Here is a 15,663-nt window from a genome sequence, read left to right as displayed (position 1 = left end):
GATGGGATGGTCGGATGATGGTCGGATGATGGTAGGATGGTAGGATTATGTCCATCCTCTCTACGATCAGGAAAAAAGTTTATACTATCGACGTGAAAGGAGCTGAGCTTATGCAATTTCTTTTTATACTCGCGGTCCTCGTTCCTGCAGTGTGGTATTACGCGGCTCTTGGTAAACGGATATCTGCCGAAGAAAAGAAGGCTGGAAGAGATCTCACCAATGAGAAAATAACATTTAACCCCCTGCAAGCAATACAGGGGGCATATTAAAGCCCACTGGCTTAGGCTAGTGGGCTTTTTCGTATGAGTGTGTCTTTTTTGTATGCCTCTTTGTGTGACTTTTGCGCTTGGCTCGGCATTCTGAGGTATTTATACTTCTCTTTTGGCTACTTTGGTGTTTTGCCCGGCATTCTACGGTATTTATACTTCTCTTTTGGCTACTTTTACGATTTGCGCGGCATTCTACGGTATTTATACCTCTCTTTTGGCTACTTTTGCGTTTTGCCCGGCATTCTACGGTATTTATACCTTTCTTTTGGCTACTTTGGTATTTTGCGCGGCATTCTACGGTATTTATACCTTTCTTTTGGCTACTTTGGTGTTTTGCCCGGCATTCTACGGTATTTATACCTCTCTTTTGGCTACTTGTGCGATTTCCGCGGCATTCTACGGTATTTATACTTCTCTTTTAGCTACTTTTACGATTTGCGCGGCATTCTACGGGATTTATACCTCTCTTTTGGCTACTTGTGCGATTTCCGCGGCATTCTACGGGATTTATACCTCTCTTTTGGCTACTTTTACGATTTGCGCGGCATTCTACGGTATTTATACCTCTCTTTTGGCTACTTGTGCGATTTCCGCGGCATTCTACGGTATTTATACCTTTCTTTTGTGTACTTGTGCGTTTTGTGCGGCATTCTACGGTATTTATACTTCTCTTTTAGCTACTTCTACGCTTTCCGCGGCATTCTACGGTATTTATGCCTCTATTTTCGCCACTCCTACGCTTTCTACAACATTCTAAGGCATTTTTGCCTCTCTTTCGCCACTTCTGCACTTTCCGCAGCATTCTGAGGCACTTATGCCTCTCTTTCGCCACTTCTGCGCTTTCCGCAACATTCTAAGGCACTTATGCCTCTCTTTGCACGACTGCCGTGCTTTTCGAGAGACCTGAAGCTAATCTAGCTTTTTTAGTAATCGACCCCAACTCTATTATCTTTGCGAAACTCTAGTTTCTTCATTCCACTTTGTCTGCCATTGCTCCAGCTTTTCTTTTCGCACAGCTTCCAAACGTTTGGTCTTTTCCTCATCAACCCCGATAATAAAATGCAGATGTGCCGCAATGACCATAAACGCAAAAAGTGACCAGACGACTCCAAAACCAAACACCCAACTCGGTCCATTCGCAAGCGAAAGCTTCGGCAGTGCATACAAAAGCATGGCCAACGCCAGCAAGAGATAGACACCGTGTTTGAACTTGTTTCTTTTTCTCATTAATAACAGCTCCTTCGTAGACAGGATATTCGATTGAATCTATATCTCTACTCTATGAACATGAGGCCCGTAATATGAGACAAGTCCATTAAAAAATATAACCTTTTCAAAATTATGTATAAAAGGTTAGCATTTATATAGCAAGAGACGCTTATATATGAGATGATGATTTCATTTAGGGGAGGCGTTTTTGAATTGAATGCAGCTTATAATCATACCGAATACATAATTCGCAAAAAGGTATTTTCGATCATGGGTGCGAAACTTCATATTTTTGACAGCTCTGAGCAGCTTGTGCTCTATTCACAAATGAAAGCGTTCAAGCTTAAAGAAGACATTGCACTTTATACGGATGAATCTATGCAGAAGGAGCTTCTGCGCATAAAAGCCCGTAGCGTCGTCGATTTTAGCGCTACTTATGATGTACACGATACAGAGTCCGGTGAGCATATTGGTGCTTTTCGCCGTAAGGGTCTCAAATCTATTTTGAAGGATGAATGGATTATTCTTGACCGTCATGATCAGGAAATCGGAAAAATCAAGGAAGACAGCACCGCGATGGCTTTACTGCGCCGCTTCATCGCTATTATTCCGCAGAAATATAATATCGAGATGGATGATACTACGATCCCTGCCTTCAAGCAAAATTTCAATCCATTTGTCACCAAAATTATGGCTGACTTCTCGGAGGATCGAAAAGGCAAGCTTGATCGCCGCTTAGGTTTGGCAGCTGGTATTCTTCTCTGCGCAGTCGAAGGTAAACAAGATTAGTTGAGGTTGAGGTTGAGGTTGAGGTCGAGCTTGAGCTTAGGCTAGCCATATAGTCACAGCCACAAGAAAGAGGGTGCTTCCAGAGCCATCGGCTTCGGGAACACCCTCTTTTGATTTTCATTGCTGAAATTTATTCACCGTACAATTGGGACAAACTCTCGGTGATAATTTTATTTACATCCTCGATTACAACGCTCAGACGGCGTTCCGCATCGAACAGACGACGAATGCCAAGATTCAAATTAAGCACCTCGAACAGCTTCTCCATCTTTTCCATTTCTTCTTGTGGAGGCATTTCTCCGCTCATCATCCGTTGTTGCAGCTCCATCTGACCTTGGCGGAAATTGTCCAGCATCGCTTTCGCTTCAGGATCCGTTTCTACGACCTTCATGGCATTTCTGATGTCCGATACCTCGCTGCTCTCTTTAATGGCTTTCGCCAGTTCATGTGCTTTGTCGTGAATGCTCATTATGATTCCTCCTAAAAGTTTTGTTAGCGTACACTCCTCAGATCGTCTTCGTGCAAAACTCACTTCGGAAGCTTACGCTTAGGTTTTGTAACAGCTGCTTCCTGAATCTACTCTGCTCTAAAAACTCACTCCGAAAACATACGCTTAAGTTTTGTTAGCAGCCGCTTCCTGAATCCACGCTGCTTTAGTTTCCAATATTCGCTCATTCCATACTTGTTTCGCTTCTTGGGCCGAGCTTATGAAATGACTGGGCAAGGTTTTTAGCGATTAGGTCAATCACCAAGGGTCATCTGTCTCCATATGATGAATGATATGTAACCCTTAGCTACCAAATTGCCGGCATCATGCTGCCTACCGGAAGGAGATCCACGATGTCCCAATTCAAGATCCCGGTCCATACGGTCAACTCGGGCATCCTGCAGGAAAACGCTATAATGCTTGGCGAAAAATCCATGAAAAGACTCAAAATCCCGTCTCACGGAACACTCCAGCTGGCATTCGGCTCTTTCCGGCAGGAGGTTACCATTATCTCGGCTCCCAAATCCGACATCCTGCGTGTAAGCGAAGGACTGGCGCGGCGGACCGGATGGAAACACCGACAAACCCTCAACGTTTCTTACAGCTCTGTAAGCCGCACCTTGCGGCTTGGACCGTTGATCGGCGTGCTCGTCAGTCGTGACCATCCAGATAATCTCGACAGGTTGTTTGGACCCATTACCATGTTCTGCCGGGAATTGACAAATGCCTGCCACACACAAGGCGCCTATGTATATTTCTTTACCCCGGAAGCGCTGGAAACACGCAGTTCTTCCATTCAGGGCTGGGTATACAACGAGGGTTGGAGAAAAATGAGTCTGCCCATTGCCGATGTAATCAACAATCGGTTAACGACGCGAAAGGTGGAGAATAAACCTAGCGTACAGCATTTTTTGGCGGATGTAAAATCGCGATATGGAACGCATTTCTTCAACGAAAAATTTCTTGACAAGACAGAGGTATTTGAAGCTTTAGCGCAAGACCCTTCCCTGCAGCGGTATTTACCTGAATCGCATGCGTTGAACGGCTTTGCCGTAATGAAGAAGATGTGCAGCCATTACCCAAGTGTATTTTTGAAACCTGTACGAGGCAGTCTCGGCAAAGGCATACTTCGTATCTCTAAAGAAGAAGGCGGAGGTTACCGTCTATTGTCTACTACCTCCATAGGTACACGCAAGCAAAGCTACACCACTCTCGCTAAATTGTACCAGTCCATCGCTCCCAAAATGAAGACCACTCGATACCAGATTCAGCAGGGATTGCCTTTGATGGAGCTAGGAAGGCGACCTGTAGATTTCCGGGCACTTGTTCAGAAGAATGGCAGCGGAAAATGGGGAGTTACCTCCATTGTCGCCCGCACCGCCGGAAGCAATCACTTCGTGTCTAATTTAGCTAGAGGTGGCAGTCTCAGCACAGTGAAAGAAGCGATTAGCAAGAGCAGTCTTCCTCCGGGCGCAAAAGAAAACGTTCAGCTTCAGCTGCCCAGAGCAGCACTTGCCATTGCAAGAGGGGTCGAAACCTTTATCCCCGCTCATTTCGGAGAGCTCGGAATCGATCTGGCACTGGATCAATCAGGACGAATATGGCTCTTAGAGGTTAACTCCAAGCCCTCCAAGAACGATAATACACCGTTAAACGATCAAAAAATAAGACCGTCCGTCAAGCAAATGATTTTATATTGCCGCTACTTGGCCGGTTTATAAGGAGGACACGATGACTGAAAAAGAAGTGGGGTTCCTCGGCATTATGACAGGCCGCCGCAACGGGAATCCACCGATCGCCGAGCCAGAGTTTTGCAGTCATTTATGCCGGGCAGCTCCTCTATACAGCCTAAAAGTCCTCGTATTTCATCCAGACGGAGTAGCGGCAGACGGTTCCTCCATTACCGGCTATACCTGGAAAGATGGAAGCTGGCAGAATACCACTTCTTCACCGCCAGATATTGTCTATAATCGCTGTTTTCACGAAGGTCCGAAAGAAAGAAAAGAAGCTTCCGCTGCACTTTCTTCTCTTCATCGTTCTCTACCTTGGTCTCGAGGTTTGCCAGATAAATGGGGTGTACATGAGATATTGAAGCGCGACCGGAGAGCAGCGGCAATACTGCCGGAAACTGTACTCTATACCGGTACCCGCAGGTTAAGTACAATGCTTGCTGAAAGAGAATATGGAGTTTTTCTAAAGCCCAAGGCCGGCACCCATGGCAAACGTACATTACATTCCATACTGCAGAACAGAGGCATGAGAGTACGAGGGCGTGACGGAACAAATACACCATTTCAATATGTTTTCGACTCACAGGCTGAAGGACTGAACTGGATTCATGAATTTATCGGCTCACGCCGCTATATTATACAGCCTTTCCTGCACCTAACTAATAGTAAGGGGCAACCGTTCGATGTGCGTGTATTGATGCAAAAGAATGGCCTTGGCCGCTGGACTCTTACCGGCATGGCCGTACGGCTGGGTAACCAAGGTTCGCTGACTTCGAACCTGCATGGCGGCGGAACAGCTGTTTCTCCCCTGCCTTTTTTGCTTGCAGAATATGGTCAGGGTGGAAAAGACATCATGCGTGAGCTTGCTGCAGAAGCTGCATACTTGCCTCCACTACTGGAGGCTGCATGCGGCAGGCTTGGAGAACTCGGCCTTGATTTCGGTATTGATTCGAGCGGTCGGATTCATTTACTAGAAGCAAATTCCAAGCCAGGGCGCACGGTATTCCGGCTGACGGGCGACCGCCGGGCTGCTAAGCTCGCCGCCGAGAATCCACTGTCTTATGCGCGCCATCTACTGCTCACACAACGACGGATACCATCCCTATCTACGGACAGCTCCGTTACAAACGGGAGAATGATAACAATGGTTCCTAAGGAGGATTCATAAATGAGTCTCACTTTTTGCAATGTGCATTTCACTAAGCAGCCCCAAAGAGTTGTATATGTATCAGGTGCACTGATGAAAAGCTTGAAGTTAACCGGGAAAAAAAATATACGCTTAAGGCTCGGTAAAGATGCCACCCCGACCATGATCAAGCCCATCAAGCGCGCCGGAAATCACCTATATCTCGCCTCAGGCGTAAAAAGCGCTATCAAGGTTCCGAAATCAGGCGGTGTCTATTTACGCAATCTACAGAATGACGAGGTGCAGCTAGGACCTTTAGTTGGCATATTGTCCGATGGTCCTGCTTCCTCGTCTCAGCCTTTCGGTTCTCGCACAGGGTTCATCAAGCAATTACTGCGGGAAGGCAGCAACAAATGTTATATATTTGCCTTTATGCCGCGTGACATCAACTGGCAACAGGAACAGGTCTATGGATATTTTTTGACTTCAAGCGGTAAGTTTGAACGAAAAATGGTCCCTCTGCCTGATGTTGTCTATAATCGATTGCCCAGTCGGAGAGCTGAGACCTCACCCTATATCAACCAACTTCGCGAACGATTTATGCGGAAAAGAATTCCATACTTTAACTGGAGCTTTTTCAATAAATCCGATATCTATAAGCTTTTAGAAAATGATGGGGCGGCAAATCGTTACGTACCTGAAACCCACAGCAATCCGTCCACGGAAAAAATGAGAGAAATGCTGGATCACCATCATTTTGTATACTATAAACCTTCTGCGGGAAGTCTGGGTCACGGAATTTATCGGCTTACCTATCTCCCGAAAAAGGGGTATTTTGCCCGCTACCGCCGCGGTGGAAAAAACGTTCTTTTACGCTTTACCACCTTTGAAGCCCTTATGCGTATGCTTCGTTCGCGTCACGGTCAAAATCTGCAAAATTATATAGTTCAGCAGGGAATACGCCTCATTGAAATAGATGGCTGCCCGATTGATTTCCGGTTCCATATGCATAAAAACGGCAGTAATCAGTGGATTGTAGTCGGCATAGGCGCTAAAAAAGCCGGCCGTGGCAGTGTCACCACTCACCTTAAAAATGGAGGAGCATTGCTTACACCTCAGCAAGCACTCGGACGTGTATTCGGCGCAAGAGCTGACGAAGTACTGCAGCGTGCAAAGACTACAGCCATCAAGCTGGCAGAATCACTAGAAGTCCAGCATCGTCATTTGCTCGGTGAAATTGGCTTTGATCTCGGAATTGATCAGGATGAAGACATCTGGATGTTCGAGGCCAACGCCAAACCAGGTCGTTCCATCTTCCGTCACCCTTCCCTGCGCGCTGAGGGCAAAGCTTCCATCGAGCACATTCTGGAGCATTGTCTATACCTCAGCAAATTCCGCAGGAGGGATGAGATGTGAGCACCCATAATCCGGAAGATACAAAACCTGTTATTGCCATACTGACCACCAGCGATAAAGTACGGCAATTTAATGGCAACCGCAGCAACTTCCGGGACATTATTCGCACAGGCAAAGAAATGGGATTTCTTGTCTACGTCGTCACTGTCCGTGACCTCAAGCTTGAGGAACGGATGGTGAACGGATATGTCCCATCGTCCAGCGGTAAAATCTGGTACAGCATTCCTGTACCTCTTCCACAAATCATTTATAACCGAATTCCCACCCGTGAGGATGAGGAAAAACCTGCTGTGGTACGTAAAATAGCTCAATGCCTGGAACATCCAGGCATTAAGCTATATAATCCATATTTTTTCAATAAATGGAGTCTATTCGAATGGTTAAGGGGTTCGCACTCCACCTCAAAGCATGTTCCAAAAACGAGACGATTACGCAGTGCAAACACCCTTACTGCCATGCTGAACCAGCATACCAGCCTCTACCTTAAACCAGAGAACGGCAAAGCAGGAAAAGGAATTATGCGCCTGAAATATCGTGCAGATACCGCTTTGCCTTACCGGCTTCAAATTCAAAGCGGCAAAAAAAATGTGACGTACAAAGCAGCTTCCATGGACCGGCTCTGGGCAAGAATCGGAAAAGAAAAAGGAATCTCTCGTTATATTGTGCAGCAGGCTATTGAACTGGCGACTCATCGGGGAAGACCGTTTGATCTGCGGGTGCTGCTGCAAAAAAACAGCAGAGGCGGCTGGGGAGTGACCGGCATAGGCGCACGCCTCGCCGGTGCCCGAAGTATAACGACACATGTACCACGCGGCGGTAGTATTGAAGAGCCTGCCAGCATGCTGGAAAGTACATTTGGAACCGAAAGAGCAGCCATGATCCTGAAGAGCGTGCCTACAACCGCCCTTCTTATCGCTAGACAAATCGAAAGAGCTTCTGACTCTATGCTCGGAGAGATGTCGATGGATCTGGGTGTAGATGAGAACGGGGGACTCTGGTTCTTTGAGGCCAACTCCCGGCCGATGAAATTTGATGAACCCGCGATCCGCAAGCTGTCCCTAGAGCGAATCTTTCACTACGGCCAGCACTTAGCGCGCCAGTTTAAATAGAAATCATTAAAAGGATGTGACACAGCATGCAGATATCCTCCATCTATGACACAAATGCCAAACAGTGGAAATCACGGCTGGCTGGACTGCTTGAGTTTATAAGAGCGCATGGGGAGAAGCGAATCACAAACCAAGCTTGCAAAGTACTGGCCCGTTTAACACCGGATCAGTTGTCAGAGCCGGGTATCTCGCTGCTTGTCGCCACCGTACGCGGTCAGAATGGGCGCCAGCTCGCAGGAGTCAGCTTCGTATCCGGTTTCGGTGCAGAAGCCTGTCTTGTCGCTGTGCACCCCTTCTACCGGAATAGACACACCGGCACTGCCTTAATGGCTGCCCAGCTGAAACGCCTCGGGCATCTGCAATGCAGTGTTGCCTGTGACAATACAGCTAGCCTAAAGATGTGCTTCAATATCGGCCTTGCTGCCGACACACTTACCACTGGTCCTACCGGCAAGCCAACATTACTGCTCCGGTCACCCCATCATACCGGCAGCACTACTAATTCTCCACAAGAAGGTGAACTCCTGTGCCAGAGCCCGTCTTAGGCATTCTTACTTTATATATTAACGAAGCCAAGCAGCTTGAAGAAAAGGCCGTGTACCGGAGAATGATCGTCGAGGGCAAACGAATTGGCTTGGATGTCTTTGTTTTCACCCCCATGGATGTTCATCCCAGTAAAGAGCAGATCCATGCCCTTGTCTTTGATCCCAAGAGCGGAAAATGGTCACGCAAATGGCGTTCTTTTCCGAACATGATTTATGACCGTTGCCGTATTCAGCGCAGCTCACGCTTTCAGCAACTGCTTCGTTTCCGAGAACGCTACAATCATCTGTTATTTCTGAATCGTCCACTGCGCAACAAATGGACCATTCACCAAACATTCTCACAAAAAAGCCGTTTCCGGCAACATATGCCAGAAACTTTACTCTATCAGTCCTCTGCCGACCTGCGCCGGATGCTGAAAACCAATTCAGTAGTCTATATCAAGCCGGCAAACGGCACAGGTGGACGTGGCATCCTCAGAATTGAGAGAATGAAGAATGGGCGTGGGGTATATGATATTCAAGGCCGTCGCCAGGATCGCCGAATCATTCCCACACGTAAAGTCTCTTCTACTCGGCTGGATTCCATCGTACGGCAATGGTGCATCGGCGGACGTTTCCTTATCCAACAAGGGATTCCATTACGTCTGCCGGGCGGACGTTTCCATGATTACCGGATGCTCGTTCAAAAGAATGGGCAAGGTGTCTGGGAACTCACAGGTATGGCAGCACGGGTCGGTGCAGCGCGGAGTGTAACCTCCAATCTTCATGGCGGTGGTCATGCCGTTCGAGCGGAAACACTGCTGAAGGAATGGCTGGGTAGTCAGGATAAAACCGATAAGGTCATGAAGACTGCCGAGAGGTTAGGCCTTGATGCCGCAGCCTTCCTGGAAGAAAGTTACGGAGCCTTATGTGAGCTTGCATTGGACCTCGCCATTGATCGCGAAGGGAAAATTTACGTGCTGGAGGTTAATCCAAAGCCCGCCCGTGAAGTGTTCGCAAGATCAGGTGACGGAACCACATACCGCAAAGCCCTTATTCGCCCTCTGGAATACGCGCTGTGGCTCTACAATAACAAAGGAACCCCCAGCACAGCTAAAACGACTGAGGAATAAAAATTATCTTAATAGTCATCAAAAAAAGACGCCCCTAGCTCGTATTAATACGAAGCCGAAGGGGCGTCTTTTCGATTTATTTGGCCAATGATCCCTGCAGGGAACCTGCATCGAAGTCCGGCTGTGCTTCGATATCGGTGTCACCTGCGGCTTTGGCTTTTTCAAGTGCCGCATTATAGCGAGTATTCAAGTCCTGAAGCTCTTTATCTAAATCTCCACCACCAAAAATGTATCTATTGAAGACATCAACCTTCTTTAGTCCTTCCAGACGTCCCTCACTAATGACCATCGGAGTCGCTGGATAAATCCCGTCTAACTTTGTAGGCAGAAAATCTTCAATCCCTGCAATGTCTGGTGCCTTGGCAACAGTAGCAACCGATGGAATAACCGAAACCCCGTACCCTGCTTCCTGATAAGCAATCTGCACATCATCACTGTACATCCATTCAATAAACTTCCAAGCTTCTTCCTTATGCTTAGAATCCTTGCTCATAGCCAAATAACTTCCTGCAATAACTTGGCTGACACCCTTCTGCTCCCCGTCAATAGTTGGAGGAATCGCAGCTGCCCAGCGAATTTCAGTTGGGAATTGGGTTTTGTAGACCGTCGGCTCAACGGAATGGTTGAAATACATACCGATCTTGCCTTGAGCAAATTGCGCACGCAGCGGGTCGATATCAAGCGATTCCGATCCTGGCATCATGCTTCCATCCACCTTAATCTGCCGCAGCGCCTCAGCAACCTCTTTATACACGCTAAAATCAAATTGCCCGGTCTGGAAGTCGAAGCCCTCTGTGCCCTTAGTCTTGCTAAGTGTTGTTATTGGATAAGCGATACGCTCAAATCCGCTGGTACTTTTGAAATTACCCGCGAAGCCGTAAGCGCCTATATCTTTTCCCGCTGCCGTAATTTTCTTGGCATCCTCGACCATCTCTGCGAGTGTGGTAGGCGGCTCTGTAATGCCAGCCTTCTCGAACAAATCTACGTTATAGATGAGGCGCCAGAACTGACCAATATTGGGAAGGCTATATATTTTGCCGTCAACGGTATTTTTCTCGTTGATAAGTACGTTCTCGAACCGGCTCTTCATCTCTGGTGAAATGTAGCTATCAAAAGATTCCAGATACCCTCTTTTGACCCAGGTTGGCACGTTATAAGTATCCACCCGGAGAATATCAGGCGCCTGCATGCTGGAGAAGGCAATATCCACCGACTGGGTATAGTTCTCTGCCATAACCTTCATTTCAATCTCAATATTGGGATTAAGACCTTCATACTCACTGATTTTTTGTTCAATAAAATCAGAATCGTGACGATCAATGGTCCAGTAGACCAATTTTGTTTTTTCGGAGTTTGTATTGCTGCTGCTTACCTCCGTATTAGATTCGGATGATGAACAGGCGGCCAACGAGCCAGCCAGCATCAGCGAAACTCCAGCTAATATCCATTTGTTTCTTTTCATCTAAAATGCCTCCCTTTTCTTTTGAAATCGCATTCATTTCTTAAGAAAATTATAATTCCACTGCCCTTTTATCAGTGAAGGAGAAAACAACTGTCAATGGGAGACGAAATCACTGTTTCCCTCCACTTTGGGTAAGGTATATTTTGCACGAAAGTCAGTCGGCGTCATTCCGGTATATTTTTTGAACTGCTCTGTAAAATAGGGACGATCCTCATAGCCCAAAGAGATGGCAATATCCTGAACCTGTATGCCTTCCAGCACTAGCTCCTTGGCTTTGTCCATTCGTCTCCCGATAATATATTGGGCGAGTGTCATCCCCGTCTCCTTTTTAAAAAGATTGGAGAAGTAGCTAGGACTAAGATGCACCTCCCGTGCACAGTCGGCGACGGATAGATTTCGATGCAGATTGCCATTGATATGAGTGATGGCCCGATCCACAAGCATACGCGCGTCGCTGCATTGGCGTTGTTGCAAATACGTACAGCCCAAACGGCAAAATTCCCGAATCTGGCGGCTAAGATCTTCAAATGAAACTGCACTGCTCATGTCTGCAAGTTTGTTTTCCAGAGTTTTAACTTCCGAATCTGTTGCTTTTTCCGAAAAAATCCGATGGATAGAATGAGCCAGTTCAAGACAGAGTGTCTTAACGATGGACGGGTTAGGCGTTGCCGGTGCAGTAATCCAATCATGCCAAATGTTATCCAGCTGCTCCTCTGCTTTGGACAAATTTGCCGAACGCAGACAATAAAGCAATTCTTTCTCCTTGTCATATGAGTATCTGGGTAGCGCGGCATTCACGACTGCATCTTCAACATAGGTGTACACGCTGTTCCCACCATTTAGAAAGGTGTTCGCAAGTGCAGACAGTGCCTGCGCATAAGAAGCAGAAAGCTGCCCTACCTCTTCTACCTCTCCACCCAGTCCAATGGACACCGTCTGGTACGTATACCGATGTACATTTTCCCGGCATTTCTCTGCAAGTTGCTCCATATTCGGCTCCGCCAGAGGGTTCATCACAATAACGAATTGATTCACATTTTCCCGGAACACAATGCCCCGAGTGTATTCAGATATTGTATTTTCCAAAATATTCTGTACGGCAAAGCGGATTAACTCCACCTCGGAAACCGTAAGTTCTGATGTACGTTCCACAAAAAAATCCACTTCCGCTACCATCACGCAAAAGTTATGGTTATTCATCTCGATATTGTAAAAATCCCACTGCTGGCTCAAATGCTGCTGTCTAGTTCCGTAACGGATGAGCAGACGCATATATTCCTGACGCAAATAGGGTAAGCTCTCGCGCAGCTTTTGTTCCATGCCCATCATCTGCTCAGCTTGACTGCGTTCCCGTTCCAACACTTCCTTGGCCTTCAACACGGATTCAAGCACTTGAACCTTGGTGTACGGTTTTACAATCAGATCAAAGGCACCCAGCTTAACAGCTTCCTGGGCATAAGTGAAATCAGAATAACCCGTCAAAAAAATCAGTTTGATGCCTGGCTGCTCCGCTTGAAGGCTTCGCATCATCTCTAAACCATCCTTAAAAGGCATTCGGATATCCGTCAATACGATGTCAGGACGATGCTTGCGGATCTGCTCCAGACCTTCTTCCCCGTCTGCCGCGGTGGCCGCGATCACAATCCCATGTTCCTCCCAAGGAATCCGCTGCGACAATCCGCGGACCACTGCAGGAATATCATCAACAATACATATTTTAATTGAATGGGCGCTCAGGATTTATTCCCCCTTCCACAGGAATGGATAGAACAGCTTCGGTTTCAACACGCGGACTGCTTCGAAAGACCAATCCGGCTTCTTTGCCGTAGTACAGCTGCAGTCGGCTACATATATTAGACAGAGCGTACCCTCCACTGCCGTTCGGCTCCTTCAGCCAGGCATTGAGTTTCTCCGCATTCATGCCGGTTCCGTTATCGGTAACCCGGATGAGCAGTGTGTTTTTGGCTACTTCTACAGAGATCCGGATCACTCCCCCTCCCCTTAATTCCTTAAGACCGTGCAGGATAGAGTTCTCTACCAAGGGCTGAATAATAATTTTCAACACAGGAAGCTCCAGCAGTTCCACTCCGGCATCAATTGTATAGTCAAACAACCCTTCATAACATTGCTGCTGAAGGTTTAGATACTGGCGGACATGTTCCAGTTCCTTGCCTAAGGTCGTAATTTCATACCCGTTGTTCAGTCCCAGCTGAAACAGCGCAGACAGCGAAATGACCATCTGTTTCACGTCCTCATATTCATCCATCTCACATTTCCAGAAAATCGTGTTTAATGTGTTATATAAAAAATGAGGCTCGATCTGCGCCTGAAGCGCCTTGATCTCCGCTTTTCTCTTTTCTTTTTCTGTATCCTTGACTTCAACAATCAACTCGCCGATCCGGTCTAACATCTGGTTAAATTTGCGTCCTGCCTCCCCAATCTCATCCTGGAAAGGACTCTGGAAGCGAGCACTGAGATCCTCCTGCTCTACACGAGACATCGTCCGTTGCAGTTTCAGCAGCGGTCCCAGTAGCAAAGCGGACAGATACCTTGCAAGAAAAAGCGCGATGACGATACATGCCGCCATGATCATCAACACCAGCCATTGAATACTCCGAACAGGTTGCAGCAGTTCCTTTTTGGACAGGTAGCTGACCAACACCCAGTCTTTTGCATACCCTGAACTGGCATAGCTGAGCAGCATTGTCCCGTCACCAGCGGAATATTCAAAATTACCCCGGTCCGCCTCCCTCAGTTTGTCTAAAAACACAGAGTCCCGAGACCATTCCGGGCGTTCCCCGTCTCCGAAGACGCTTGTTCCCTCTTTATTGATCAGTAAAAAACGCGCGGAGCCAAGGCTCCCGCCTCCACTTACAGTATCTTCAAGAATGTCCTCTTTTACATTAACGATCAAAAATAGATCAGGGACATAATTGTCTGTAAGCGGCTGCAAGACTAGGGAAATAACATGATGTTTCCCGGCAAATAGCTCGTCCCGATGGCTCTCCACCCAATTGGATTCAGGTTTCTCCTTAACCCGTTGGTACAGCGAAGATTCTAGAAATGGGGTCAAGGTTCTGCGCTGATTGCTGGTAGAGTAGAAATCCCCGTCCGGCGTACTGATCAAGATAGATTCAATAGAGTTTTCCGTCAACTCTACCTGCGTGAAGGGCGCTTGCAGCATAGAAAAATTGGCAAAAAAACGTTCCATATTATGAGCTTTAATATCCCGGATGGTCTGCTGATAAGCTTCGCTCAACATCATCGTGGAGGAAGCCACAATGATTTGCTTTAACTTCTGGTCTAGGACATTGATTGACTGATTCAGCACATTTTGATTTAACTCGACAGAGTTACGCTCCATCGCCCGAGAAGCAATGGAGTAAGCCAATAAACCAGTGACAGAAATACAGAATACCGTCAGTGCGGTAAAAGACAGCCATATTCTTTTCTTCAAAGAGGTACGATAAACCCAGGCCTTCAGCATGTATTCACATCCTTCTTGAATAGCTGTCCGAAGCCCGCCCCGAATCTAGCCCTTTACAGAGCCAGCTGTCATCTGCATGAACGATTTATTAGCGAAGATATAGACAACAATCATTGGCAACATGGACAGACATGCACCCGCGAGCATCAATTGAGGTTGCGCCGCATCGCCGATACCATATTTTAGCCCCGCCAATCCTACGGTGAGTGTCTGTAATTTGGGCTGAGTCATGGTAAAAACCAGCGGCAGAATATATTCGTTCCATGCTCCGCGGAAGGTCCAGAGCGCCGTGACTCCAAGGGCGGGCGTCAGAAGCGGTAAGATAACTCGAAAGTATACGCTATAGAAATTACAGCCGTCAATAAAAGCAGCCTCATCCAGATCCTTCGGAATCGCTCGTACAAAACCAATCAACATAAAAAATGCCGTAGCATGCGCACTAATCAGAATAATAATGACTCCCCATAACGATTTCTGTAGATTAAGCGCTACCATAAGGTCAAATTGCGGCCGAAGCACCACAGCACCGATCGAGATGAATAGCGTGCAGGACTGAATTACAACATATATACGTTTCCCGTAAAAATCGACTCTCGCTACCGCATATGCGGCCATCGTTCCAATTAATAGAGTGCCTAAGGTGGTAAAGATACTGATAAACACACTGTTCCATGTAAAGCGGGCAAAGTTAGCCGAATTCCAAGCCTGCGCGTAGTTTCCAATCTGCCATGACTTAGGCAGCAAGGTGGTTCCCGTCGTCAACTCCAGATTGGTCTTAAGGGATCCGAAAAAAGCCAGAATAATCGGAAACAACGCAAAAGCCGCCACTATAAGTAGAAAAATCCACAGCAAGGTCCGGGACAGCACCGCTCGGGTCTTGAAGGATCGGACAGGCTGGACCGAAGTATTCTTCGTCTCCGCA

The 15,663-nt window shown here is 47.2% G+C and carries 15 protein-coding genes; 9 read left to right on the top strand and 6 right to left on the bottom strand.

The annotated features are described in order from the left end of the window. Positions 1-47: 47 nt before the first annotated feature. Both NYE72_RS09090 and NYE72_RS09085 read left to right on the top strand, forming a co-directional pair. A complete protein-coding gene (locus NYE72_RS09090) occupies positions 48-269 on the top strand; it encodes a hypothetical protein (RefSeq protein WP_076140868.1) in 222 nt (73 codons plus the stop codon). A 112-nt stretch (positions 270-381) separates the two neighbouring features. Then, complete coding sequence (locus NYE72_RS09085) at positions 382-1,026, top strand: hypothetical protein (RefSeq protein ID WP_141118444.1); 645 nt, start codon at positions 382-384, stop codon at positions 1,024-1,026. Positions 1,027-1,214: 188 nt separating this feature from the next. On the opposite strand, the gene NYE72_RS09080 is transcribed toward NYE72_RS09085, so the two are convergent. Then, on the bottom strand, positions 1,215-1,496 hold the full coding sequence (locus tag NYE72_RS09080) for a hypothetical protein (protein WP_038569660.1): 282 nt from the start codon (positions 1,494-1,496) through the stop codon (positions 1,215-1,217). Between the two features lie 195 nt (positions 1,497-1,691). On the opposite strand from NYE72_RS09080, the gene NYE72_RS09075 reads away from it, so the two are divergent. Next, complete coding sequence (locus tag NYE72_RS09075) at positions 1,692-2,267, top strand: hypothetical protein (protein ID WP_036683971.1); 576 nt, start codon at positions 1,692-1,694, stop codon at positions 2,265-2,267. Between the two features lie 130 nt (positions 2,268-2,397). Here NYE72_RS09075 and NYE72_RS09070 read toward each other — a convergent pair whose 3' ends face one another. Continuing rightward, positions 2,398-2,736 carry a YlbF family regulator gene (locus NYE72_RS09070; protein WP_036683973.1) on the bottom strand — a complete coding sequence of 113 codons (339 nt, stop codon included), beginning with the start codon at positions 2,734-2,736 and terminating at the stop codon, positions 2,398-2,400. A 371-nt stretch (positions 2,737-3,107) separates the two neighbouring features. Between NYE72_RS09070 and NYE72_RS09065 the strand changes: the two genes are divergently transcribed. From NYE72_RS09065 to NYE72_RS09040, 6 genes are read left to right on the top strand one after another with little or no spacing between them, the layout of a single operon-like run. After that, positions 3,108-4,475, top strand: coding sequence for a YheC/YheD family protein (locus tag NYE72_RS09065; RefSeq protein ID WP_038569658.1), 1,368 nt, complete (start codon positions 3,108-3,110; stop codon positions 4,473-4,475). Between the two features lie 10 nt (positions 4,476-4,485). Further along, positions 4,486-5,652, top strand: coding sequence for a YheC/YheD family protein (locus tag NYE72_RS09060; protein ID WP_052096916.1), 1,167 nt, complete (start codon positions 4,486-4,488; stop codon positions 5,650-5,652). Next, positions 5,653-7,026 carry a YheC/YheD family protein gene (locus NYE72_RS09055; protein ID WP_036683976.1) on the top strand — a complete coding sequence of 458 codons (1,374 nt, stop codon included), beginning with the start codon at positions 5,653-5,655 and terminating at the stop codon, positions 7,024-7,026. Further along, positions 7,023-8,135 carry a YheC/YheD family protein gene (locus tag NYE72_RS09050; protein ID WP_036683979.1) on the top strand — a complete coding sequence of 371 codons (1,113 nt, stop codon included), beginning with the start codon at positions 7,023-7,025 and terminating at the stop codon, positions 8,133-8,135. The genes NYE72_RS09055 and NYE72_RS09050 overlap by 4 nt, the downstream gene beginning before the upstream one ends. Positions 8,136-8,161: 26 nt before the next feature. Next, positions 8,162-8,680, top strand: a complete 519-nt coding sequence (locus NYE72_RS09045) for a GNAT family N-acetyltransferase (RefSeq protein WP_036683981.1) — start codon at positions 8,162-8,164, stop codon at positions 8,678-8,680. Continuing rightward, positions 8,662-9,792 carry a YheC/YheD family protein gene (locus tag NYE72_RS09040; RefSeq protein WP_036683982.1) on the top strand — a complete coding sequence of 377 codons (1,131 nt, stop codon included), beginning with the start codon at positions 8,662-8,664 and terminating at the stop codon, positions 9,790-9,792. Before NYE72_RS09045 ends, NYE72_RS09040 begins: the two co-directional genes overlap by 19 nt. 76 nt (positions 9,793-9,868) lie before the next feature. Here the strand turns inward: NYE72_RS09040 and NYE72_RS09035 are convergent, their stop codons facing one another. From NYE72_RS09035 to NYE72_RS09020, 4 genes are all read right to left on the bottom strand, one after another. After that, the gene (locus tag NYE72_RS09035) at positions 9,869-11,254 is read right to left on the bottom strand and encodes a sugar ABC transporter substrate-binding protein (RefSeq protein ID WP_038569657.1); all 1,386 of its coding nucleotides are present in this window, start codon (positions 11,252-11,254) and stop codon (positions 9,869-9,871) included. Positions 11,255-11,347: 93 nt separating this feature from the next. Beyond that, positions 11,348-12,964 (bottom strand): response regulator, encoded by a 1,617-nt coding sequence (locus NYE72_RS09030; RefSeq protein WP_254924594.1) that lies wholly within the window; start codon positions 12,962-12,964, stop codon positions 11,348-11,350. A 7-nt stretch (positions 12,965-12,971) separates the two neighbouring features. Continuing rightward, positions 12,972-14,741 carry a sensor histidine kinase gene (locus NYE72_RS09025; RefSeq protein ID WP_076140864.1) on the bottom strand — a complete coding sequence of 590 codons (1,770 nt, stop codon included), beginning with the start codon at positions 14,739-14,741 and terminating at the stop codon, positions 12,972-12,974. A gap of 45 nt (positions 14,742-14,786) precedes the next feature. Continuing rightward, on the bottom strand, positions 14,787-15,608 hold the full coding sequence (locus NYE72_RS09020) for a carbohydrate ABC transporter permease (protein WP_232061512.1): 822 nt from the start codon (positions 15,606-15,608) through the stop codon (positions 14,787-14,789). Between the last annotated feature and the right edge of the window lie 55 nt (positions 15,609-15,663).

The organism is Paenibacillus sp. FSL L8-0333, from assembly GCF_037965665.1.
Lineage (GTDB): Bacteria > Bacillota > Bacilli > Paenibacillales > Paenibacillaceae > Paenibacillus_AQ > Paenibacillus_AQ odorifer.
The sequence above is the reverse complement of the archived record's forward strand: the minus strand, read 5'-3'. Positions and strand labels throughout refer to the sequence as shown.

What these genes read in the sequence shown, in the direction of transcription:
- NYE72_RS09070 (WP_036683973.1), bottom strand. Translation starts at nt 2,736, where the DNA reads ATGAGCATTCACGACAAAGCACATGAACTGGCGAAAGCCATTAAAGAG.
- NYE72_RS09080 (WP_038569660.1), bottom strand. Translation starts at nt 1,496, where the DNA reads ATGAGAAAAAGAAACAAGTTCAAACACGGTGTCTATCTCTTGCTGGCG.
- NYE72_RS09045 (WP_036683981.1), top strand. Translation starts at nt 8,162, where the DNA reads ATGCAGATATCCTCCATCTATGACACAAATGCCAAACAGTGGAAATCA.
- NYE72_RS09090 (WP_076140868.1), top strand. Translation starts at nt 48, where the DNA reads ATGTCCATCCTCTCTACGATCAGGAAAAAAGTTTATACTATCGACGTG.
- NYE72_RS09060 (WP_052096916.1), top strand. Translation starts at nt 4,486, where the DNA reads ATGACTGAAAAAGAAGTGGGGTTCCTCGGCATTATGACAGGCCGCCGC.
- NYE72_RS09035 (WP_038569657.1), bottom strand. Translation starts at nt 11,254, where the DNA reads ATGAAAAGAAACAAATGGATATTAGCTGGAGTTTCGCTGATGCTGGCT.
- NYE72_RS09065 (WP_038569658.1), top strand. Translation starts at nt 3,108, where the DNA reads ATGTCCCAATTCAAGATCCCGGTCCATACGGTCAACTCGGGCATCCTG.
- NYE72_RS09025 (WP_076140864.1), bottom strand. Translation starts at nt 14,741, where the DNA reads ATGCTGAAGGCCTGGGTTTATCGTACCTCTTTGAAGAAAAGAATATGG.
- NYE72_RS09055 (WP_036683976.1), top strand. Translation starts at nt 5,653, where the DNA reads ATGAGTCTCACTTTTTGCAATGTGCATTTCACTAAGCAGCCCCAAAGA.